The sequence below is a fragment of the Ferdinandcohnia sp. FSL W7-1320 genome (genome assembly GCF_038050315.1).
Lineage (GTDB): Bacteria > Bacillota > Bacilli > Bacillales > Bacillaceae_L > Ferdinandcohnia > Ferdinandcohnia aciditolerans.
In genome coordinates, this window is the sequence record NZ_JBBPAM010000001.1 from 179,125 (window position 1) to 202,499 (window position 23,375).

Below are 23,375 nucleotides of genomic sequence, written 5' to 3' on the forward strand. Positions count from 1 at the left end.
TATTAGGGTTTATTTTTTTTGCATAAACCCTACATTTATGTTCATTCTGTTCCCTTTATTCCTGCATATATATACATGTTTTTGTTGAGTTGAGTCATTCTATTAAAAGTAGGTACAATAGGGTATGGGAGAAGGAGGTTCATATAACATGAAGAAGGATATTTCCATAATTGGTGTGCCCATGGACTTAGGCCAAATGCGTAGGGGAGTAGATATGGGGCCAAGTGCCATCCGCTATGCGGGTGTCGTTGAACGATTAGAAAGACTTGAATATGATATAGATGACTTAGGTGATATTGAAATTACACGCCCCACTCGTGAAGAAATTGCAAAGGATCAGAACTTAAAGAACCTTGAAAAAGTTTCAGAGGCGAATGAAAAGCTTGCTGCAACAGTGGACGAGGTCATTAATGCTGGTAGGTTTCCGCTTGTCCTAGGTGGTGACCATAGTATTGCGATTGGAACTCTTGCGGGTGTTGCGAAGCATTATCAAAATCTAGGAGTTATTTGGTACGATGCCCATGGAGATTTAAATACAGCAGATACTTCACCGTCAGGTAATATCCATGGAATGCCACTCGCTGCAAGTCTGGGCCTTGGTCATAAGAGATTAACAGACATCTTTGGGTATGGTCCTAAAATAAAGCCTGAAAACATTGTCATTATTGGTGCAAGATCACTTGACGATGGTGAGAAGGAGTTAATTAAAAAGTTAGGAATCAAAGTTTATACCATGCATGAGATAGATCGTATAGGTATGACAAAGGTTATGGAAGAAACGATCTCTTATTTAAAAGACAAGACAGATGGTGTTCACTTATCATTGGATTTAGATGGTTTAGATCCACATGATGCACCAGGTGTAGGGACTCCAGTTCTTGGAGGCATTAGTTATCGTGAAAGCCATCTTGCAATGGAAATGTTAGAGGAATCAAAATTGATTACTTCTGCTGAATTTGTAGAAGTGAATCCAATCCTAGATGATAAAAACAAAACGGCTTCTGTTGCAGTTGCTTTAATGGGATCCTTATTTGGAGAAAAACTTTTATAATACTATACAGTATCTCGATACACGGGATGCTGTCTTTTTTTTATTTTTAAAGATTTGATTTCCTAGCACATAAACCAACCAAAATTTGTTAAAATGAAAATTATGGAGAAAATGAAACCTTTTAAGAAATGAATCGTAAATAATGATACCCGCGAGTAGAGCGGAGGTATACAAATGGAGACAATTATAAAAAACAGAATAAGACAGTTAAAAAATGGAGACCAGAATGCATTTGCGGAGATAGTAGAATTTTACAAAGACAAGGTTTTTCAGATATGCTATCGTATGCTTGGGAATCGACATGAGGCGGAGGATATTGCACAGGAAGCCTTTATTCGTGCATATGTAAATATCCATAGCTATGATTTGAATAAAAAGTTTTCAACATGGCTATACCGTATTGCAACGAATCTGTCGATTGACCGTATTCGAAAGAAAAAACCGGATTACTATTTGGATGCCGAGCTTGCAGGATCAGATGGACTAACAATGTATTCGCAAGTTGCCGCAGATGTAACACTACCAGAGGACGAGCTTGAGACAATGGAGCTACAAGAGTTAATCCAAGCAGAAATATTGAAGCTTCCAGATAAGTACCGTTCTGTTATTGTTTTAAAATACATCGAGGAGTTTTCACTAAAGGAAATTGGTGAAATTCTTGACCTGCCAGTAGGTACGGTAAAAACGAGAATTCATAGGGGCCGCGAAGCTTTACGAAACCAACTTCGACATGTATAGGGGTGAGAAAAAAATGAACTGTTCAGAAAAAAGCATGGTTACGTTAATGCATAATTACCTAGATGAGGATATTTCTGAAGAGGAAGAGAAGCTACTACGTGAGCATTTGCATGCCTGCGAATCCTGTAATCAACATTTTCATGAGCTAAAGAAGACAGTTGCGTTGGTACAAAGTACTTCTCATATTTCTGCACCTGACGATTTTACATTAATGGTCATGCAAAATCTGCCGAAGGAAAAACGCACAGTAAGCTTTAGACGTTGGTTCAGGGAACACCCAATGCTATCAGCTGCCGCTCTCTTTCTTGTATTAATGGCAGGAAGTCTCTTTTCCGTCTGGAATGAAAGTGATCAATTTTCCGTTTCGAAACAACCCAATCTAATTGTTGAAAACAATACCGTCATTGTTCCAGAAGGTGAAACAGTGAAAGGGGATGTCGTTGTCAAGAATGGGAAGCTTGTGATAGAGGGAGACGTAGATGGGAATGTCACTGTGATTAATGGTGAGAATTATATGGCCTCTGCTGGAAATGTAACAGGCGAGGTTAAGGTAGTCAATCAAATGTTTGAGTGGCTTTGGTACCATATAAAAAAAGTTGGTATAGATGCTATCCACATTTTTGATAATGAAGAATAGGTCATCGGACACGGTGGCCTTTTTTTCGACGCTAAAATTAAGCTTATCCACCTACCAATTTGTAATCGGTTAGGGAAAGATATATGATATAATATTATAGCTAACTATGTATGTTTGGATTATTTCATAGAGGAAGTGTGAGAATGTCATTTAATGAACTCCCATTACTAGGTTACCTTGGCATTTTTCTAGATGTTCTCCTTGTCTGGTATGTGATATATAAAATTTTATCCCTTATTCGCGGAACAAAGGCTGTACAGCTTTTGCAGGGGATTATTGTTATTGTTTTTATCCGCTTATTAAGTAGCCTGTTAGAGTTACATACTTTGTTTTGGTTAGTAGACCAGGTAATGGACTGGGGATTCTTAGCGATTATCGTTATTTTCCAGCCTGAATTGCGAAGGGCATTGGAACAGCTTGGCCGTGGAAAAATATTTTCAAGAAGTGGTAATGATGAAGAAGATCATCAGGTAAAATTAATTGAGGCTATTACAAAAGCCACTGATTATATGGCCAAACGCCGCATTGGTGCACTCATCTCAATTGAACGACAAACGGGGATGGGGGACTATGTGGAAACAGGGATTCCATTAAATTCAGCGATTTCTTCTGAGTTACTAATCAATATCTTTATACCAAATACGCCTTTACATGATGGAGCCGTGATTATTCAAAGAAATCAAGTAGCGGCTGCTGCGTGTTATCTGCCACTTTCAGAAAGCCCATTTATATCAAAGGAATTAGGAACTCGGCACCGAGCAGCACTTGGGATTAGTGAGGTAACAGACAGCATTACAATCGTTGTATCAGAAGAAACAGGAAGTGTGTCTTTAACAAAGAACGGTGAACTGCACCGGGATTTGAAACCTGATGCATTTCGAGATTTATTAAAACAAGAAATAATTACAAATGAAAGCATTACCTCTCATTCACTATGGCAATGGAGGGGGAAAAAGAATGGATAGATTAATTGATAACCGTTGGGTTACTCGGATTATTGCATTGTTCCTTGCATTACTCTTATTTGCGTCTGTCAGCTTTGAGAACCAACCTGCTACCAAGAGTCCTGCGGGATTGCCACTATTTTCAAATTACACAGAAACATTAACGGAGATTCCGGTAAATACATACTATGACGATCAGAATCTAGTTGTATCTGGAGTTCCTCAATATGTAAATGTAACAATAGAAGGTCCATCTGGGGTTACCAAAAGAGAAGGTCTCCAAAAGGAAATCGAAGTGTATGCAGACCTAACACAGTTATCAGTTGGTACCCATAAAGTAAAACTACAATATCGGAATATATCTGAAAAAATAAAAGTAAAAATTGATCCTGCTGAAATTACAGTCGTCATACAGGAAAAAGTAACAAAGGAATTCCCGGTTGAAGTCGATTTTGTCAACCGTGACCAAGTAGCAGAAGGGTACTCCATTGGAGATCCAGTGGTCTCACCTCGAGTAGTGAAAATAACTGGCGCTTTAGAGGAAATTGAGAGAGTAGCTATTGTAAAAGCTGTTGTCGATCTTAAGGGAGTAACGAAAGACTTTACACAGGAATCAAGGGTAGCTGTTTATGATAAAAATCAAAATGTATTATCTGTAACAGTTGAACCAAACGTTGTGGAAATTGCGGTTCCGATTATTAGTCCAAATAAATCAGTATCTTTTGCCCTTAAGCAAAAAGGAAAACTTCCGGATGGATTAAGTTTAGTGAATATCACACCAACGACTAATCAAGTTACGATATATGGTCCGAAGGATGTGATTGACGAAATTTCATCGATTGAGGCAGAAATTGACTTAGATGATATAAGAGAAGACTCTAAGATTGAAGTGAAGGTTCCGATACCAAAAGGGGTTTTCAAAGTATCCCCTGAAAAAATTGAAGTTGCAGTTGATATCGAAGAAGAGTTATCGGAAACCTTCTCGGATTTATCAATTAGAAGTTTAGGCTTAGGAGACCAATTTGCACTTACTTTTTTAGACCCTGAAGCGGGGACACTTAATTTAGATGTGCAAGGTGCACCAAGTATCTTAGAAGGGACAAGTCCTACAAATTTTGATGTGTTTATTGATGTGACCAATCTCGGGGTTGGTGAGCATGATGTAGATATAGAAATCAAAGGCCCAGACAATGTTACGTGGGCATTACCTCAAGAAAAGGCAAAGATACGAATTACGGAAATGGAAGAGTAATTGGGTATCAGCAAAAGGAGAGATCATTTAAAATGGGAAAATATTTTGGTACAGATGGTGTACGAGGTGTTGCAAATAGTGAACTAACTCCAGAGCTTGCATTTAAGGTTGGAAGATTTGGCGGTTATGTGTTAACAAAGGATAAAGAACGACCAAAGGTAATAATTGGCCGCGATACTCGTATTTCCGGTCATATGCTAGAAGGTGCACTCGTTGCAGGTCTATTATCAATTGGAGCAGAAGTTATGCGTTTAGGTGTTATTTCCACTCCAGGTGTTGCATTTTTAACAAAGGCTCTAGGTGCGGAAGCGGGTGTTATGATTTCTGCTTCACATAATCCAGTACAAGACAATGGGATTAAGTTCTTTGGACCAGATGGCTTTAAGCTTTCTGATGAACAGGAAAATGAAATTGAGGCACTTTTAGATTTACCAGAAGATCAGCTTCCACGTCCAATCGGGGCTGATTTAGGTCAAGTGAATGATTATTTTGAAGGTGGCCAAAAGTATCTTCAATTCTTAAAACAAACAGTGGACGAAGATTTCACTGGAATCCATGTAGCGCTGGATTGCGCTAATGGTGCGACATCATCCCTAGCTACGCATTTATTTGCTGACTTGGATGCAGATATTTCGACAATGGGAACATCCCCAAATGGTCTAAATATTAATGATGGTGTAGGTTCTACACATCCTGAAGCCCTTGCTGCCTTTTTAAAGGAAAAAGGAGCAGATGTTGGACTAGCTTTTGATGGTGATGGCGACCGACTCATTGCGATTGATGAAAATGGTGATATTGTTGATGGTGACCAAATCATGTACATATGTGCAAAGTATATGAAAGAACAAGGTCGTTTAAAGCATCAAACCGTTGTATCAACGGTGATGAGTAATTTAGGCTTTTACAAAGCGTTAGAAGAAAACGAAATCGAAAGTGTTCAAACAGCGGTGGGTGATCGCTATGTTGTTGAAGAAATGAAGAAGAGTGGATATATTCTAGGTGGAGAACAATCAGGACATATCATTTTCCTTGATTACAATACAACGGGTGACGGACTTTTAACAGGTCTACAATTAGTGAATATCATGAAAAGCACAAAGAAACCTTTATCCCAGCTTGCAAGTGAAATGACAAAGTTCCCGCAATTGCTAGTGAATGTAAAGGTAACAGATAAATATCATGTAACCGATAATCCAGTCATTAAAGCGGTTATCGAACAGGTTGAAGCTGAAATGAATGGAAATGGCCGTATTTTAGTACGTCCTTCCGGAACCGAGCCATTAGTAAGGGTAATGGCAGAGGCTCCAACTGAAGAGCTTTGTAAAGAATACGTAGACCGTATCGTTTCTGTAGTAAAAAAAGAAATGGGAACGGAATAAAAAATAATATACGTGTTCAAAAAGGAGGGTGAAAAGGACCGCGTCGACAAAAACGCCACGGCCTCATGTCTTGTCGACACTAGCACGTCCTGTACGTCGAAATTTCAAGGCGGCGCGGCTTTGAGTACCTGAGCGTATGCAGCTAATACGAGAGTAACGGAAAAGCAAGCCAACGCAGAAATTCGATGCGTCATTTTAAGCCGACTTTTTGAACTTCATACATTTTCATTAAAAATATGCAAACTTGACACATAAAGGTCCAAGTTTGCATATTTTTTTAGTATACATGGAAAATATATACCATGTTATGATTGACGAGTATGGAGATTATGTTGTATTATTGTTCTTGTTCAATTTTTTGTAAAGGAGGGTTAACAGTAATAGTTTTAATTAAAGCGCCAGAACTAAACCATGAACGGAAGAAGTAACAATGCATAGGCTATTGTTATAGGTTTAGTTGACGAGGTGGAGGTTTATCGAAAATTCGGCGGATGCCTCCCGGTTGACCTCAATCACGACCGTAAGTCCTTTTCGTCAAAACAGAGGGGTGACTCTCTGCACAAACGGGAGGATATGATTGAGTAAAAGAGATAAATATGGAAAAAAAGGGGCAAGATAGCCCCGTGCTTTCTTGTTCCCTTTTTTAGGGAGGAACTTAATTATGTGCGGAATTGTAGGTTTTATTGGACATCAAGACTCGAAAGAGATTTTGTTAAAGGGACTAGAAAAGCTTGAGTATCGTGGCTATGACTCAGCTGGAATTGCAGTGATGAATGATGAAGGTGTTCACGTTTTTAAGGAAAAAGGTCGTATTGCGATTCTTCGTGAGACTGTAGATCAAAGTTTATTTGCTACTGCAGGGATAGGACACACTCGTTGGGCTACACATGGTGTGCCTAGTAGAGTCAATGCCCACCCACATCAGGCATCAACTGGACGATTTACTCTTGTTCATAACGGTGTAATTGAAAATTACAGTCAGCTTAAGAGTGAATATTTACAAAGTGTTGAGCTACTAAGTGATACGGATACAGAAGTTGTTGTTCAGCTATTAGAGCAATTTGTGAATCAAGGGATGGAAGTTGAAGAAGCTTTCCGAAAGACATTAAGCCTTCTAAAGGGGTCTTATGCAATTGCAATGCTTGATGAGCAAAACAACGAAACAATCTATGTAGCGAAAAACAAAAGTCCACTTCTTGTAGGTCTTGGCGACAACTTTAATGTTGTAGCAAGTGATGCAATGGCAATGTTACAGGTAACCGATCAATATATCGAGTTAATGGATAAAGAAATTGTCGTTGTTAAAAAAGAGTCTGTTACAATTAAAAATTTAGCGGGTGAAACAATCAGCCGTGACCCATATACAGCAGAGCTTGATGCAAGCGATATAGAAAAGGGAACTTACCCACACTATATGCTTAAGGAAATTGACGAGCAACCTTTAGTCATGAGAAAAATTGTTCAAGAATATCAAGCCGAGAGCGGCAAGTTAGCAATTGATCCTTGTATTGTTGAAGCAATGAAGGATGCAGATCGAATCTATATTATCGCTGCTGGTACTAGTTATCATGCTGGTCTTGTAGGGAAACAATTCATTGAAAAAATAGCGCACATTCCTGTAGAGGTTCATATTTCTAGCGAATTCTCATACAATATGCCGTTATTATCGGAGAAACCATTATTTATCTTTATTTCACAAAGTGGTGAAACAGCAGACAGCCGTGCTGTGTTAGTACATGTAAAGGAAATGGGTCACAAGTCTATTACAATTACAAATGTACCTGGTTCAACACTTTCTCGTGAAGCAGATTACACATTGTTATTACATGCAGGACCTGAAATTGCAGTTGCTTCAACAAAAGCGTATACAGCACAGTTAGCAGTCCTTTCAATCCTTGCGTATGTAACAGCTGAATCAAAGGGAATAAAGGTTGGTATGGACCTTGTCAAAGAGCTTGGGATTATCGCAAACAGTATGGAGGCTTTATGTGATGACAAAGAAGTTATGGAAGCTATTGCTTGGGAGTACTTCACAACTACTCGTAACTGCTTCTTCATCGGACGTGCGATGGACTTCTTCGTTGGACTAGAGGGTGCCTTAAAGCTTAAGGAAATCTCCTACATCCAAGCAGAAGGTTTTGCAGGAGGAGAATTAAAGCACGGAACAATTGCCTTAATAGAAGAAGGGACACCGATTATCGCTCTAGCTACTCAAGAGCATGTTAACCTAAGCATTCGAGGAAATGTGAAAGAGGTTGTTGCACGTGGTGCACACCCATGTATCATTTCAATGAAGGGCTTAGAAACAGATGAGGACCGTTATGTGCTTCCAGCAGTTAACGAAATGTTAACACCACTAATCTCTGTTATTCCGTTACAACTTATCTCTTACTACGCAGCACTACACCGTGACTGTGACGTAGATAAGCCACGAAATTTGGCGAAAAGTGTGACAGTGGAATAAAGATTATACACTAAAAATTTTGGTGTTGAAAGACGAAAAAGTTAGGAACTGACTTGACAGTGTCTCATCAGCCTATTTGTAAAATTATCACTGAAGTAAGACTCAATCCAATTAAGGGATTGAGTCTTTTTTGTTTTTTAGTTTTGTGTTACTAAAAGATTGGAGTGTTGCTCACTTCCTTGACTTTGAACGACTTAATATAATTAATATGGCACTACCTAAATATCCGAATCCAACTGAACCAACCAAGATGTTATAGGCATCCATCACTGTTCCAGGATTTTCAAATACACTATTTTTAATGATCATCATGACGATATAGGCAATGATTATGATTCCAAGACCGAGTAGACTTGCCCAAACAGATACCTTTGTCGAATGGACTTCCTTGTTTAATACCTTTGGTGATGAAAGGATGAAAATTAATGATGATAAAATAGCAATGATAAACAGGTACTGTTTCAATGAAAAGGACAAGTAGTGAACGTTCTCGTGAATAGTGCCTTCCTCAACACTAGCTTCATACATAACATTTGAGGTTAAGAAAAGCGAAATGCTAATCACGATGGCGTAAATCCCACTGAAGTTCCCCAGAGGTCTATTACCGCTAGCTTTGCTTCGTAACCAAAATCCATATGTGAAGAATAGGACACTGATAAACATCATAATATACACAGCGTTAACTAACGTCTGATTAGAAACTTCGTCTGAAAATTGATAGGAGATTAATGTTGCGAATGCTGTAAATGCAAAGAATGCCACATTTACAATAAGTAAACTTTTCTTTAGCGTAGCCAGTTGGATATCAGATTGTTTTTGTTTTTTCATTGCGAGTCTCACTTTCCAAAAATCTAGAATGAGTCTAGTCATCCTCTCTGGAAGGCATTGGATTAACGACTTCCTCCGAAGTAATCACTTTAACCAGCTTAAGTATATCAGAATCATTCGCTATTTTTGTGGTGATTGTCTGTAGTGGCTAGTAATATCCCAGCATCTTCTTTTTATTAGTCCTTTTTTTACAATTCTGAATAATATACATGTAATATTAACTTTAAATGGGGGATGTAATGGGGTTAAGAGGGAGAGTAAGTTTAAGTGTGGGTTGGGTAACTTTGTTTCTTATGGGGACTGATTTATTTGTAGTGTCTCCGTTACTACCGTTCATTTCGGAGGCGTATAATGTTAGTTCAGCAATTGCAGGATGGATGGTAACTGTTTTTGCTGTAACATATGCTATTGCAGCACCTTTCTTTGGCTGGCTTTCAGATAAAAATGGAAGGAGAGCATTGATTACATTTGGCTTAGTGTTGTTCTTTATTTCTAACATACTAACAGCTTTTGCACCTTCATTTTTTTTGTTAATTGTTAGTCGAATTTTATCTGGTTTATCGGTTGCTTCAATAACTCCTTTGATATATGCCATCATTGGAGATATTGCCCCACCAAATCGAACAGGGACATGGCTTTCAATTGTTGTTTCAGGGCACCTAACAGCTCTTTGGGCAGGAGCACCATTTGGTACGTTATTAGAGCACTTTCTTGGTTGGCGTTCAGTATTTGTTGTAATGGCTATTATAGGAGCTATGTTGGCGATAGTAAATTTCAGTACTTGGAAATATACTCCTAAAAGCGATTTAACAAGAAATCCAATAGGAGGAAGTCTGCTAAGAATATTGGGTTCGGTAAGTGTTACAACCTTTTGGGCGATATCAATGTATGCTCTATATGTTTACTTAGGTGCATCTCTTTATTCTGAAAATGGATTCTTATCTACACAAATCGGATTAGCTATTACTTTCTATGGTATCGGGGCTGTTTTAGGGAGTCTTATAAGTGGACAATTAACAGATAGATTTGGAGAAAGGAATATATCAAAAGTTACACTCATTTTCTTGTCTCTCATTTTTATTTGTTTAGGTATATTCTTCTCATCTGGTGATTGGATTTATTTATTCTTGTTCCTATGGGCTTTGGTTGGGTATGCAGGATTTACATCATACCAAGCAAGATTAGCGGTTGAATATCCAAACGAACGAGGTATTGTAATGGCGTGGAATAATACAGCTTTGTATATTGGTATTACTATTGGATCAATGGTAGGTGGTTATGTCATAACGAAATGGGGTTACTCTTACCTTCCGTATGTTTGTAGCATTGCGGCGGTCATTAGTTTTGCTCTTAGCACCCAAAAGGTCGAAGAAACAAAAAAACAGCTCTTTCAGTAGATAGATGAACTTTTGAATGAAGTCTTTTTGTTCAACTAACGAAGCATTATTGTTTACGAAAAAATGTACAAATGGGCTTGGATCTAAAAAGGATTTATCCCCATGTTCATTGAATAGCTAAACATGTAAATCAAATATCAAATGGAAGGAAAATTTGGTTGATAGGGTGTGAAAATAAAAACTGCTATTATGCTCTGTAAAGTTTGCCCAGGTTATTTACAATTATTAATTTAGATGTTCGATTACATTTGGTATAAGGGATGGAGTGGACAAAAAACATGCAATATGGAATGTACGCAATTTTACTTGTTATTTTTGGATTGATTCTTTGGAGGCGAACAAGAGCTATGGTCCGACCAATTAAAGGCTCGGGCTTACGAATTTTGCTACCGCTGCTCTATATGTCACCTGCCTTATCTGTGGTGATGCAACCTTCCGTTCACTTCACTTCTATAGAAATTGTCGTAACTGTGATATTTGGAACGATCTTATCTCTTCCATTGATTTATACAACTGGATACGAAATTCGAGAGGATGGGAAAATCTATGCAATAAAGAGCATTGGCTTTGTGATTGCTTTAATATTAGTATTTGTTTGCCGACGCTTAGCTAATTACTTTTTACCAGGCATTGAATGTAAACGATAAACTAGAATCAACAGTTTTCCACAAATAAGGATAAACAGATTTCGACAAATAAGAATCAACAGTTTACCTTAATGAACCCACTTTCTATATACTTAAATCAGTCTATGGAAAGTGAGGAATTAACAGGAGTGGAAAGGCTAATGATTTATAACGAGGTTCATAGGCTTCGCGGTGAAGGGTTTTCAAATAGCGCGATAGCTAGGAAATTGAAGATTTCTAGGAATAGAGTGATAGAATACGGGAGGATGAGTCCAGAAGAGTTTTACTCGTTTGCAATGTCACTACAGAATAGAAGTAAAAAGCTAGATCCCTTTCGGGATGAAATACTTGGATGGTTAAAGGACCATCCTGACTTATCAGGAGCGCAAGTATTGGACTGGTTGGGCGAGAAGTTAAACGTAAGTTCCGTTACAGAAGGAACGGTAAGGAATTTTGTTAATGAGCTACGTGAAGTTTATCATATCCCCAAAATAATCTCAGAAAGAAATTATAGTACAGTACCTGAACTTCCAATGGGGCAACAGTTACAAGTAGATTTTGGTCAAATAAGGGTTCCAACAACGAATGGAGCATTCAAGAGACTCTACTTTATTGGATTCGTTCTGGCCCATTCCAGATACAAATATGTAGAATGGCTCGACCGACCATTTCGAGCATCAGATCTTATTAGAATGCATGAAAATGCCTTCCGTTTTTATGGGGGCATGTCGATTGAAATAGTCTACGATCAAGATCGTTTACTGGCTGTCAGCGAAAACGCAGGAGACCTTATTATGACAGTTGAATTCACTAAGTATCAACAGACAAGAAGGTTTAAGGTCTACCTTTGCAGAAAATCTGATCCAGAGTCCAAAGGAAAAATAGAGCAGGTAGTAAAGTATGTAAAAAATAATTTTACGAAGAACCGTACATTCGATAATCTACTAGATTGGCAGGAATCTTGTTTGAGTTGGTTAAAGAGAACGGGGAATTATAAAGTACATCATAATACGAAAAAGAGACCAGTAGAGGTGTTCGCCCTGGAAAAGCCACACCTACAACGGGTCTCTGGTACTTACATTTTTGAAGATATCTTCGACTCTAGTATAACAAGAACTATTAACAAAGACAATGTTATCCGGTTTGATGGGAATCGGTACAGCGTACCTCGCGGTACTTACCGAAAAGGAGCTCCAAATATTGCTTATGTGGAAACAGACACTGAGTATCTATACATACGCCTCCAGCAAAACGGACAGCTTTTAGCCAAACATAAAATCGCCAAAGGAAGTGGTGCAGTCATTTCAGACCCTTCCCATCGGCAACGTGAACACTCTAAACGTGACTTATTAATACAGCAAATTAAAGAAATGTTAAACGATAAAGAAGCAGCAAATTGGCTTATTGAAATTCTCTCTAAACAATATCCACGTCATTTAATAGATCAGCTTAAAGTTGTACAATCCGTCATCTTGAAATATCCAGCTTTCATTGACGAGGCACTTAATGAAATGAGACGTTTACGGTTGACTAGTGCAAATGATCTTCGCGATATTGCCATCTCATTAGAAATACAGAGTCGAAAGAAACACAAAGAAACTGGAACCCTGAATGAGAAATATAAGGATATAGTTGCCCCCGAACGCAGGGAAGATATTTATTTAAGTGTCCTTCAGGGAGGAGCAAAACGATGAGCCAACCTTACGAATTACTACAGGAAAAATGCCGAACCTTACGTCTGGCTGAGACAGCCAAGGAGTTACCCTCACTTCTTAGAGAAGCAGAAGCAAAGGGCTGGACATATCATGAATTCATCCATGAGTTTCTTAGTCATGAAATGCGTTGTAGGGAAAGGAAAAACAGTGAAAGACTAATGAAATGGGCAGAGTTTCCAGAAGCTTTGACATTTGAGAATTTTCGCATTGAAGAACAGACAGCGATTGGAGAAAAACAACTAAATATATTAAAACAATTATCATGGGTGGATGAGTATTTCACCTTAATTATGATGGGACCAACGGGTGTCGGAAAGACTCATCTGTCCACTGCCTTGGGTATTCACGCTATTGAGCGTGGATACCAGGTTTCATTTATATCAATGGATCGTTTGATTTATGTATTGAAAACAAGAGAGTATATCAGTAAATCTAAGACAAGGTACAACCGTATCACCAAATCCGATCTGATTATCATCGATGATGTCATGTATATGGCATATGAACCGCAGGATGCCCATTTATTCTTCCAGTTTATTTATGAGATGTATGACAAATCTGCATTTATCCTTACATCTAACAAAGGCCCCGGAGAATGGGGAAAGTTTCTTGGTGATACGACACTTACCACAGCAATATTGGATCGACTTTTACATCGGAGTGAAATTTTAACCTTCAGCGAAGAACAAGACAGCATAAGAATGAAATACAGAAAAGCACTATTTAATAATCAAGGTGTTGAATCTTAAATGATGAAAACTGTTTAATCTTATTTATTAAAAACTGTTGATTTCTACTTGACGGTTACACATTGAACCTTTGACATTAAACGCTTTATCTATTATTTCTCTGTTTGTATATGTTGGGTTATGGAGAATCATAAGTTTTATTAAATTCAAAAAGGTATACAACTCACGTGTAGCAGTGTAATAAATGTGTAGAACCCTTGATAAGACGTTAAGAAGTCGACTTGTTTCGGGTCTTCAACCTTTTAATAGAGCTACGGTCCTCAGCAATCAATGAAGGACATGGCGTGTAACGATTTCCCAATAAAAAACACCCCAATGGCTTTATACCTTTCGGGGTGCATGATTTGGGTTATGAAACCTCTTCAAATTGGCTGTTGTATAACTCTGCATAAAAACCATCTTTTTCTAATAATTCCTCATGGTTACCTGCTTCAATGATGTCGCCATCCTTCATTACAAGGATGATATCGGCATTTTTAATCGTCGATAATCGATGGGCAATCACAAACGATGTCTTTCCAACCGTTAGTTTATCCATCGCCTGCTGGATGAGCATCTCCGTCCTAGTGTCTACTGAACTTGTTGCTTCATCCAGGATCAACAATGGCGCTGTTTTCACCATTGCTCTAGCAATCGTTAATAACTGCTTTTGCCCTGCTGACAAACTAGCTTTATCATCCAGAATCGTATCGAAACCTTTCGGTAGAGTTTTAATAAAGTGGTAGAGTCCAACTGCTTTACAAGCTGACTCCAGTTCCTCATCAGTAACTCCCTTGCTGGAATAAATGATATTGTCACGAATGGTTCCCTCAAACAGCCAAGTGTCTTGAAGTACCATACAGAACAATTCATGAAGATTTTCCCTTGTAAGCTGACTAATTGGAACACCGTCAATTAGGATTTCCCCATCATTTACTTCATAGAATCGCATTAATAGATTAACCAAGGTCGTTTTGCCCGCACCAGTAGGACCAACAATCGCAACTTTTTGACCTGCTTTAACGTTTACTGAGAAGTTTTTGATTACAGGTTGATTCTCGTTATATCCAAACCTTACATTTCGAAACTCTACATCTCCCTTGATTGTTTGAAGGCTTGTTGTCTTTTCACTTTCATCTGCAAGCTCCTTTTCCTCCAAAAATTCAAAAACACGTGCACTCGCAGCAGCTGTTGACTGGAGTTGTGTAGCACCCTGTGCAATTTGAGAAAGTGGCTGTGTGAACAAACGAATATACAACATAAAAGAAACAATCACACCAAAGGAGATATAATCATTCACTGCAAGCGCAGCACCAACGATACAAACAACGACATAACCAAGGTTCCCTACAAACATCATAAAAGGCATCATCAACCCAGATAGGAATTGGGATTTCCACGCACTATCGTACAATCCAGTGTTGAATTTGTGAAAGGTTTCCTTAGCTGTATTTTCTCCATTATAGGCTTTAACAACTTGATGTCCTGAATAAATTTCTTCAATATATCCATTTAGCATCCCAAGTTGTTGCTGTTGTTTGACGAAAAAAACTTGGGATTTGGAGATAACAAATGACATCAACCCAAATCCAATAAACGTTGATAATACAGCAGAAATAGCCATAATCCAGTTTGTATAAAACATCATTATTAATGATCCAAAAAACAATGTGAAAGCAGAAGTTAACCCGCTAATACTCTGGTTAAGTGTCTGACCTACCAAATCGACATCATTGGTGACACGGCTTAACACATCGCCGGTACTTGTTGAGTCGAAGTATTTTAACGGAAGACGATTCATTTTTTTCGAAAGGTCTCTTCTTAACGCTTTTGAAATACGCTGTGTGACTGTGGCCATAATAAAACCTTGAGAATATTGAAACAAAAACATCAATCCATAAAGGATTAAAATAACGATTGCCACGTCAACAACCTTTTCCATGTCAATGGTCGTCATCATGCCCTCTACGATCGTATCGGTCATATTTCCAAGCAAATCAGGACCAATGATTGTAAAAATGGCCCCCGCCACGGATAGAATGACTGCTAGAATGATGGCAGGTACAAACGCTCGTGAATAAACGAATAATTGTTTAAAGCTTTTCATGCTTTGCCCCTTTTCTTGGCCTTCTTGGCCCTTGCGGGAACGTGCTGCTTTCTTCGACTTGAGTTTCGTTTTTTGTTTATCCGCCAATTTCAAGTTCCTCCTTTGACAGTTGCGAGTAGGCAATTTCTTGATAAACCTCACATGTTCTCATGAGCTCATGATGAGTACCAATTCCAACTATCTCTCCTTCATCAAGAACAATAATGCGATCAGCGTCGATGACGGTTCCAATACGTTGTGCAACTATTATGGAGGTTGCATCTTGTATTTCTTTCTTCAGACGGGACCGTAACACCCGATCTGTTTTATAATCTAGCGCCGAGAAAGAATCATCAAAGAGATAGATTTCGGGATTTTTATAGATTGCACGAGCAATAGACAATCTTTGTTTCTGGCCACCTGAAATATTCGTACCACTTTGGGCAATTTGTGCCTCATACTGGTTTTCCATTTTTTCCACAAATTCTTTCCCTTGTGCAATTTCAACAGCTCTCTCGATTTGGTTGTCAGTCTTATTTTCCCCTGTACCAAAGGCTACATTAGAAGCAACGCTGCCGCTAAACAAAATAGCTTTTTGGGAAACATATCCAACCTTATTTCTCAGAGCTTCAAGGCTAAACTCCTTAACATTTGTTCCATCTACAAAAATGTCACCTTTCGTTGCGTCGATAAAACGAGGTACCAAGTTTAGGAGAGTACTTTTTCCACTACCTGTTGATCCAATGATGGCAACTGTTTCGCCTCGATGTGCACGAAAGCTTATATTTTTTAAAACATAATCTTCTGCTTCCGGATACTTAAAACTCACATTGCGGAATTCAACTTCTCCTACTGTGTTTGTTTTTTCTGTTAGATTTCCATCTTTGATTTTAATATCAGTATCTAATACCTCATTAATCCGTTTTGCTGAAACTGCAGCACGAGGCATCATAATAAATACCATTGATAACATCATAAAGGACATAATGATTTGCATTGCATAGGAGGAGAAGACCACCATATCGGAAAACAATGATAAGCGATTCGGTACCGAAGCATTGTTAATCAAAATCGCACCTATCCAATAGATGGCAAGATTCATTCCAGACATCATAAGGCCAATTGAGGGAAATAAGATGGCCATCGTCCTACCGGTGAAAAGATTTGTTTTTGTTAATTCATTATTTGCATCTTCAAATTTCTCTTCTTGATATTCCTCTGCATTATAAGCACGCACAACACGAATACCTGACAAATTCTCTCTTGTCACAAGATTCAATTGGTCAGTCAGAGTTTGAATAATCCGGAATTTAGGCAGTGCGATAAAAACGACAATAGCAATTAATACACACAGGAATGCAACGGCAACTCCTGTAGCAACGGTCCATTCCCAAGACTTGCCCATAATTTTCATAACTGCCCATACCGCCATAATCGGAGCCCGAATGACGATTTGCAATCCCATTATGATTAACATTTGAACCTGCATAATATCATTCGTGGATCGTGTAATTAAGCTTGGTGTAGAAAAAAGATTTACTTCCTCCATTGAAAAAGACAAGTTCTTTTCAAATACCATACCGCGCAATCGTACCGAAAATCCAGCTGCTATTCTTGCTGCTAGAAAAACGGTAACCATCGATGCAAGCATACTACCTATGGCACATAAGATCATGAATGCACCTTGTGAAAGCACATCGCTAATCTCACTGCCTTCTGTTTGTACAAGCCTAGTGATTTCTGCCATATAATCGGGAATTTTTAAATCAAGCCATACTTGTGTCACGATGAAAACAAGGCTACATAAAACGAGTAACCAATCTGTCTTCTGAAAATATTTAAAGATTTTCAGCATGTGTGGATTCCTCCTAAGGCATAATGTTGAATAATAAAATTTAAAGTACCAATGGGGTATTTTGAATGCTTTGATTCATTTCACTTATCAGCCATGATAAATAATTCTTCGAATGATTCTAGGTGATCTATCCCGTCTTTTTCCATCTTTCCTTTTACTGCTGTAAGTAATAACCTCATGCCTTCCTCCACAGTTTCCTGTTGTGATGGTGTTAATAATTGTAATGCTTCACTAATCGCGTGATTCACTGGTTTTGGTGAAGCTTTTTTTATTACATTCAGTTTCTCGTCACTGATCGTGATTATGACAGACCTTTTATCTTTCGGATTTGGTTTCTTAAGTAATATACCTCTGGCAGACAATCTTTCCACAATATCTGAAACGGTACTTTGGGTCATCCTCAGGTTATGTGTAAGTTGCTTGATGCTCGTCGAGTCATGAAGAAGCACTTGTTTAATGACCTTTAACTGAGGAACAGTGAGACCATGCTCCTCGGCATATTTTTGTATGCTCTTCGCCATATACCGATGTAAAAAATCAATCGATTCCCTTAAAAAATCTGCCTTTTCATCCAAGTTTTTTATCTCCCTTCAACATCCATCTTGTACGATTCATCGCATACGATATATCTTATCAGGTAATAAATCATATAATCATATAAACACCTTGTCAATTCATTTATTATAAATATTTTCAAAAAAATTACGGCCTCAAAAATCTTCCTACACAGTAACTATCGTTGAATAGTATCAATTGAAGTACCCAGTAAATGAAACTTATCGAACATTAAAAACGTAATTATTAATATCAAGTTTCTAAGAAAGGAGGAATTCGTAGTGCCTACTTGTCAAAACTGTAAAAGAAAGTGGTCTTGGTTTGATTCGATTAAGAAATTACTAGCATTTCGTAAAAAAATGATATGTAATCATTGTGGAGAAATTCAATACCAAAGTACAACTTCGAGAAATACTACTACTTCTTTATTAGTTTTACTCCCCATTAGCACTCTACCATTTTCTATAATGTTTGATTTATCTCCTATTTCTGTACTACTCTTGGGACTTGCCTTAATATTTGTGGCTCTGTTTGTAATGCCATTATTACTGAAATTAACTGATAAAGAAGAACCATTATGGTAAAAGGGGACTACAAGGCTGTCATTAAGAGCAGCTTTTTATTTTTGTACTAACGAAGCAATTTAGTTGAACAAGAAATACTGTTTTAAATGGGGGTTAGAGCAATCACTGTAAAGAATATATTTATAATTGCTGTAAGGTGGGTATGTATTAGAATATAATTTAGGTGTAAATATCGAAAGTTATACCGACACAAAATGAACATGAGGTTTAAATATGACTACATTTCTTTTATTAATCATCTACTTGGCTTTTATCAGTTTAGGTTTACCAGATTCTATATTGGGGGCAGCATGGCCCGCAATGCGGCCAGATTTTGGGGCACCACTCGAGACTGCTGGATACCTTTTTATGACAGTTGCAGGTGGTACAATTATCTCTAGTTTAGTGAGCGGAAAGGTACTTAAACGCTTTGGCACAGGTAAAGTGACAGTTGTCAGTGTCTTAATGACTGCTGCTGCATTGCTAGGATTTTATTTTGCTCCATCGGTTGCTTGGTTACTTGTGTGTGCAATCCCACTTGGGTTAGGGGCAGGAGCAGTTGATGCGGGATTAAATGATTATGTGGCTACACATTATCAGGCACATCATATGAGTTGGTTACATTGTTTTTGGGGAGTAGGAGCTACACTTGGACCAATCATTATGGCTCAATTTATTTTAGAGGAAAATGCTTGGAGAAGTGGATATCTTGTTATCTCTGTTCTTCAGTTTACGTTAGTTATCATCCTGTTCTTTACATTACCTTTATGGAACAGAGTGACAAAAAGCAGCAATATCACCTTAATTGAAGAGGAGGAAGCTGCAAAAATTATACCTAATGGTGAAGATGTTAAAGACGCAAAACCATTACAGATAAAAGGAGTAAAGCTGGCCCTTGCATCTTTCTTGTTTTATTGTGCAGTTGAAGCGACGGTTGGGCTTTGGGGAAGTAGTTTCTTAGTAAATGTCAAAGATTTAAGCCCGGCAACGGCAGCAAAATGGGTTTCCTTTTATTATGCAGGAATAACACTTGGTAGATTGATAACAGGTTTTATTACCTTTAAAATAACTAACCGTACACTAATTCAGCTGGGGCAAATAATTGCATTAACAGGTGCCATTATATTGATAATACCCTTGCCATCCCTTTTCTCACTAATAGGATTTATTATTGTTGGTTTAGGATTAGCACCAATATTTCCTTGTATGTTACATGAGACACCAACACGTTTCGGAAAACAACATTCTCAGACAATAATGGGCTATCAAATGGCAGTAGCTTATACCGGTACTACATTCATGCCGCCACTACTTGGATTTGTGGCGTCTCAAACTACAATTGGAATCTTCCCAGTATGTGTTGCTATGTTTATATTAGCGATGCTTCTAAGTTCCGAAAAACTTAATAGTCTTTTGAAAAACAAGCATTTACTGATAGCTCGACAGTAATCGATATACCACTCAGGCTGGATCCAAGAATGGGTTCAGCCTGGTTCTATAGGTTTTAATCAATAATAACTAATTCATTTTTAGAAGAATATACCATATTAAAGGGGAAGTAGCTTTAGAGAGTGGGACTGTATCCTAAGAAGCGGGTCTATTGGAGCCCGCTTTTTCTATGTGTAGAAAGTAATAGAAAGATGAAAAAGAAATAGTAAAATAGTATTACATTTTACATTTTGTAAAATTAACTAGGGTTATTATTTTACATTACTTCCAATGCAATTGATAACGCTTACATGTTAAGGTTAATTATATTTAGATTATTTGGAAAATTGATATAATGGTGAGGTGATATCGATTTATAAAAATATAGCATCTTTTTTAGGGATATATTATTTGATGCACGAATATTGAAAAAAGGCTTATTACATATCCACCTAAGAAGAAGTGTTGTGTATTGAAATAAAACTATGAAAAATGGGGTGTTGGATAATTTGGAAACAAAAGTAGAAAGAACCTATGAACCTTTAGCTAATCCACCATTAACTCTAAAAGGGAAACTATCGGTAATTGGCCCAGGAATTGTTGTTGCTGCAACTGGTGTAGGAGCAGGGGACTTAATTATGGCTTCTATAGCAGGTGTTAATTACGGTTTAATGTTAATGTGGGCAGTCTTCGTAGGAGCATTAATAAAATTTATTCTAAGTGAAGGGATTGGAAGATTGTATCTAGCGACTGGTACTACATTTCTACAAAGTTGGCATTCGTTAGGATGGGTTGCAACCTCTTATTTTGGAGGGTATGCCATTTTATTTGGGATTATTTATGGAGTCGCAGCACCAACTGTATGTGGAATGGTTTTAGCCGCATTGTTACCTGGTACCCCTGTATGGTTAGGAGCGATTGTATCCTCTATAGCTGGTTTTATATTAGTTTGGTTTGGTAGATATCATTTATTGGAAAAAGTCATGATGGTATTTGTTGGCTTAATGTTTATTACAGTTGTTGGATCGGCAATTATTATTTTGGCTAGTTCAAATGATGTTACGTACCAAGTAATCCCTTCTGTGCCAAAAGGTTCATTTGCGACAATACTCGGATTAATTGGTGGGGTAGGTGGTTCGATCACATTAGCTTGTTATGGGTATTGGTTACAGGCCAAAGGCTGGAGTGGTAAGCGTTGGATGCCAACAATGAGGATAGATAATGGCGTAGCCTATACAGTTACTGGGATTTTTGCAGTGGCAATAATGATTATTGCAGCTGAATTATTATTCGGAACGGGCACAACAATTAATGGAAACCAGGGACTTCTTGGACTTGCAGATGCTTATGGCGAGAGATTCGGAAATGTAGCACGTTGGATTCTATTGCTAGGATTCTATGGAGCGGTGTTTACATCGGTTTTAGGGCCTTGGCAAGGTATTTCTTATCTTTTTGCCGACTTTGTACGAATAGTACGAAATGGTAGAAAGAAGAATAACGATTTAAATCAACCAATCTCTGAAAAAGACCCCGCTTATCGCGCGTACCTTGTTTGGATGACATTCCCGCCTATGTTACTTTTGTTATTTAATGAGCCTGTTGCAATTGTTTTTATTTACGGCATTCTTGGATCCATATTTATGCCCGCACTTTCATTAGGCTTATTATATTTATTAAACTCTAAACAAATTGACCCTGTTTATCGTAATGGTAATGCTACTAATCTATTTTTAGTACTTATTATTTTACTCTTTGTATACCTTGGTGGTAGTGAACTCATTGATATGCTCTTTTAGCTTAACTCATCAAAATGTTATTCTATCTTTTCACACAAAAAAGCAAGGGGAGTGCCCCTTGCTTCTTTTTATATTACACGTGCTGAAATGATTCCGTTAATTTGCTTGATTCTTTCTAATATGCTAGGAACGATTTCCCCATTTACTTCATTATCAATGTCAATCATCGTATAAGCATATTCTCCGCGGCTACGGTTTACCATGTCTGCGATGTTTAACTCATAATTAGAGATAGCCGATGTGATTTGACCCACCATGTTTGGCACATTTTTATGAAAAGCTGTTACCCTTGTTTTTCCTGTATAAGGAAGAGATGCGTTTGGAAAGTTTACAGAGTTCTTAATGTTACCAGTTTCTAAGTATTCCTTCGTCTGACGAGCTGCCATAATCGCGCAGTTTTCTTCTGATTCGTTTGTAGAAGCACCAAGGTGTGGAGTGCAAATGGTATTCTTCATTTTTAATACATTTTCATTCGGGAAGTCTGTCATATACTTTCCAACGATACCATCTTCAAGTGCTACTGCCATATCGATTTCGTTTACAAGCTCTCCGCGTGAGAAGTTAATGATATGAACGCCTGGCTTCATAATGCTGAATGTCTGTTTATTAAACATTTCTTTAGTGTCTTTGGTTAAAGGTACATGAACGGTAATATAGTCAGACTCAGCAAAAAGCTGTTCAAGTGACATGGCACGCTGAACATTACGTGATAAGTTCCAAGCCGTATCAACTGAGATAAATGGGTCAAACCCGATAACATCCATATCTAAATCAAGAGCATCGTTTGCAACAAGTGCACCGATTGCACCTAAACCGATAACGCCGAGTGTTTTACCCTTGATTTCTTTCCCAACGAATTGCTTTTTCCCCTTTTCAACAAGTTGAGGTATTTGCTCACCTTTATCTTCTAATGTCTTTGTCCAAGCAATCCCTGAAAAAACATTACGAGATGTTGCCATTAATGCAGTTAATACCATTTCCTTTACTGCGTTTGCGTTTGCACCTGGTGTATTGAAAACTACAATCCCTTTCTCGGTGCATTTTTGGATGGGGATATTATTAACACCAACACCAGCTCGTGCAATTGCTTTTAAGTTATCGCCAAACTCAAGGTCATGCATATCGAAGCTACGAACAACAATTGCATCTGGGTTCTCACTTTGATTATCAATTACAAAACGGTCATTTTTGAACACCTTTAGCCCGCTTTCAGCAATATTATTTAATGTTTTAACCGTTTTAACCTGATTTTCAATAAGTGTGCTCATCTCGTCTACCTCACTTTTGATTTGAATTTTAGTGACAAACTATTAGTATACAAATTTATGAATCT

19 protein-coding genes are annotated in these 23,375 nt (G+C 37.9%); 14 read left to right on the plus strand and 5 right to left on the minus strand.

Going from position 1 to position 23,375, the window contains the following annotated elements; genetic code table 11:
- The first annotated feature begins 148 nt into the window (after window positions 1–148).
- From rocF to glmS, 7 genes are all read left to right on the plus strand, one after another.
- Window positions 149–1,051 carry an arginase gene (rocF, locus tag NST91_RS01010; protein ID WP_341329642.1) on the plus strand — a complete coding sequence of 301 codons (903 nt, stop codon included), beginning with the start codon at window positions 149–151 and terminating at the stop codon, window positions 1,049–1,051.
- A gap of 174 nt (window positions 1,052–1,225) precedes the next feature.
- Window positions 1,226–1,789 (plus strand): RNA polymerase sigma factor SigW, encoded by a 564-nt coding sequence (gene sigW, locus NST91_RS01015; protein ID WP_121448404.1) that lies wholly within the window; start codon window positions 1,226–1,228, stop codon window positions 1,787–1,789.
- 13 nt (window positions 1,790–1,802) lie between these two features.
- Window positions 1,803–2,426 (plus strand): zf-HC2 domain-containing protein, encoded by a 624-nt coding sequence (locus tag NST91_RS01020; protein ID WP_341329643.1) that lies wholly within the window; start codon window positions 1,803–1,805, stop codon window positions 2,424–2,426.
- Between the two features lie 143 nt (window positions 2,427–2,569).
- Window positions 2,570–3,391, plus strand: coding sequence for a diadenylate cyclase CdaA (gene cdaA / locus NST91_RS01025; protein WP_341329644.1), 822 nt, complete (start codon window positions 2,570–2,572; stop codon window positions 3,389–3,391).
- The gene (locus NST91_RS01030; protein WP_341329645.1) at window positions 3,384–4,622 is read left to right on the plus strand and encodes a CdaR family protein; all 1,239 of its coding nucleotides are present in this window, start codon (window positions 3,384–3,386) and stop codon (window positions 4,620–4,622) included. Before cdaA ends, NST91_RS01030 begins: the two co-directional genes overlap by 8 nt.
- 32 nt (window positions 4,623–4,654) lie before the next feature.
- A complete protein-coding gene (gene glmM, locus NST91_RS01035) occupies window positions 4,655–6,001 on the plus strand; it encodes a phosphoglucosamine mutase (protein WP_341329646.1) in 1,347 nt (448 codons plus the stop codon).
- A gap of 661 nt (window positions 6,002–6,662) precedes the next feature.
- Complete coding sequence (gene glmS / locus NST91_RS01040) at window positions 6,663–8,465, plus strand: glutamine--fructose-6-phosphate transaminase (isomerizing) (protein WP_341329647.1); 1,803 nt, start codon at window positions 6,663–6,665, stop codon at window positions 8,463–8,465.
- Window positions 8,466–8,636: 171 nt separating this feature from the next.
- Here the strand turns inward: glmS and NST91_RS01045 are convergent, their stop codons facing one another.
- Window positions 8,637–9,293: a hypothetical protein gene (locus NST91_RS01045; RefSeq protein WP_341329648.1), complete on the minus strand. Its 657-nt coding sequence runs from the start codon at window positions 9,291–9,293 to the stop codon at window positions 8,637–8,639.
- 239 nt (window positions 9,294–9,532) lie between these two features.
- Here NST91_RS01045 and NST91_RS01050 point away from each other — a divergent pair, with 239 nt between their 5' ends.
- From NST91_RS01050 to istB, 4 genes are all read left to right on the plus strand, one after another.
- The gene (locus NST91_RS01050) at window positions 9,533–10,690 is read left to right on the plus strand and encodes an MFS transporter (protein WP_341329649.1); all 1,158 of its coding nucleotides are present in this window, start codon (window positions 9,533–9,535) and stop codon (window positions 10,688–10,690) included.
- Window positions 10,691–10,968: 278 nt separating this feature from the next.
- The gene (locus NST91_RS01055) at window positions 10,969–11,337 is read left to right on the plus strand and encodes a CcdC protein domain-containing protein (RefSeq protein ID WP_341329650.1); all 369 of its coding nucleotides are present in this window, start codon (window positions 10,969–10,971) and stop codon (window positions 11,335–11,337) included.
- Window positions 11,338–11,477: 140 nt separating this feature from the next.
- Entirely contained in the window at window positions 11,478–13,010 is a 1,533-nt protein-coding gene (istA, locus tag NST91_RS01060) for an IS21 family transposase (RefSeq protein WP_341329651.1), read from the plus strand.
- Window positions 13,007–13,780, plus strand: coding sequence for an IS21-like element helper ATPase IstB (istB, locus tag NST91_RS01065; RefSeq protein WP_341329652.1), 774 nt, complete (start codon window positions 13,007–13,009; stop codon window positions 13,778–13,780). Before istA ends, istB begins: the two co-directional genes overlap by 4 nt.
- Window positions 13,781–14,129: 349 nt before the next feature.
- Here the strand turns inward: istB and NST91_RS01070 are convergent, their stop codons facing one another.
- The 3 genes from NST91_RS01070 to NST91_RS01080 all read right to left on the minus strand — a co-directional run bounded on the left by NST91_RS01070 (window position 14,130) and on the right by NST91_RS01080 (window position 18,275).
- Window positions 14,130–15,953, minus strand: a complete 1,824-nt coding sequence (locus NST91_RS01070) for an ABC transporter ATP-binding protein (protein WP_341329653.1) — start codon at window positions 15,951–15,953, stop codon at window positions 14,130–14,132.
- Entirely contained in the window at window positions 15,943–17,700 is a 1,758-nt protein-coding gene (locus NST91_RS01075) for an ABC transporter ATP-binding protein (protein ID WP_341329654.1), read from the minus strand. Before NST91_RS01075 ends, NST91_RS01070 begins: the two co-directional genes overlap by 11 nt.
- An 80-nt stretch (window positions 17,701–17,780) precedes the next feature.
- Window positions 17,781–18,275 (minus strand): MarR family winged helix-turn-helix transcriptional regulator, encoded by a 495-nt coding sequence (locus NST91_RS01080; RefSeq protein WP_341329655.1) that lies wholly within the window; start codon window positions 18,273–18,275, stop codon window positions 17,781–17,783.
- A gap of 261 nt (window positions 18,276–18,536) precedes the next feature.
- Between NST91_RS01080 and NST91_RS01085 the strand changes: the two genes are divergently transcribed.
- The 3 genes from NST91_RS01085 (at window position 18,537) to NST91_RS01095 (ending at window position 22,042) form a co-directional block, all read left to right on the plus strand.
- Window positions 18,537–18,839 (plus strand): TIGR04104 family putative zinc finger protein, encoded by a 303-nt coding sequence (locus NST91_RS01085; RefSeq protein ID WP_341329656.1) that lies wholly within the window; start codon window positions 18,537–18,539, stop codon window positions 18,837–18,839.
- 213 nt (window positions 18,840–19,052) lie between these two features.
- Entirely contained in the window at window positions 19,053–20,267 is a 1,215-nt protein-coding gene (locus NST91_RS01090; RefSeq protein WP_341329657.1) for an MFS transporter, read from the plus strand.
- Between the two features lie 488 nt (window positions 20,268–20,755).
- The gene (locus tag NST91_RS01095) at window positions 20,756–22,042 is read left to right on the plus strand and encodes an Nramp family divalent metal transporter (protein WP_341329658.1); all 1,287 of its coding nucleotides are present in this window, start codon (window positions 20,756–20,758) and stop codon (window positions 22,040–22,042) included.
- Between the two features lie 68 nt (window positions 22,043–22,110).
- Here NST91_RS01095 and NST91_RS01100 read toward each other — a convergent pair whose 3' ends face one another.
- A complete protein-coding gene (locus tag NST91_RS01100) occupies window positions 22,111–23,310 on the minus strand; it encodes a phosphoglycerate dehydrogenase (protein ID WP_341329659.1) in 1,200 nt (399 codons plus the stop codon).
- Between the last annotated feature and the right edge of the window lie 65 nt (window positions 23,311–23,375).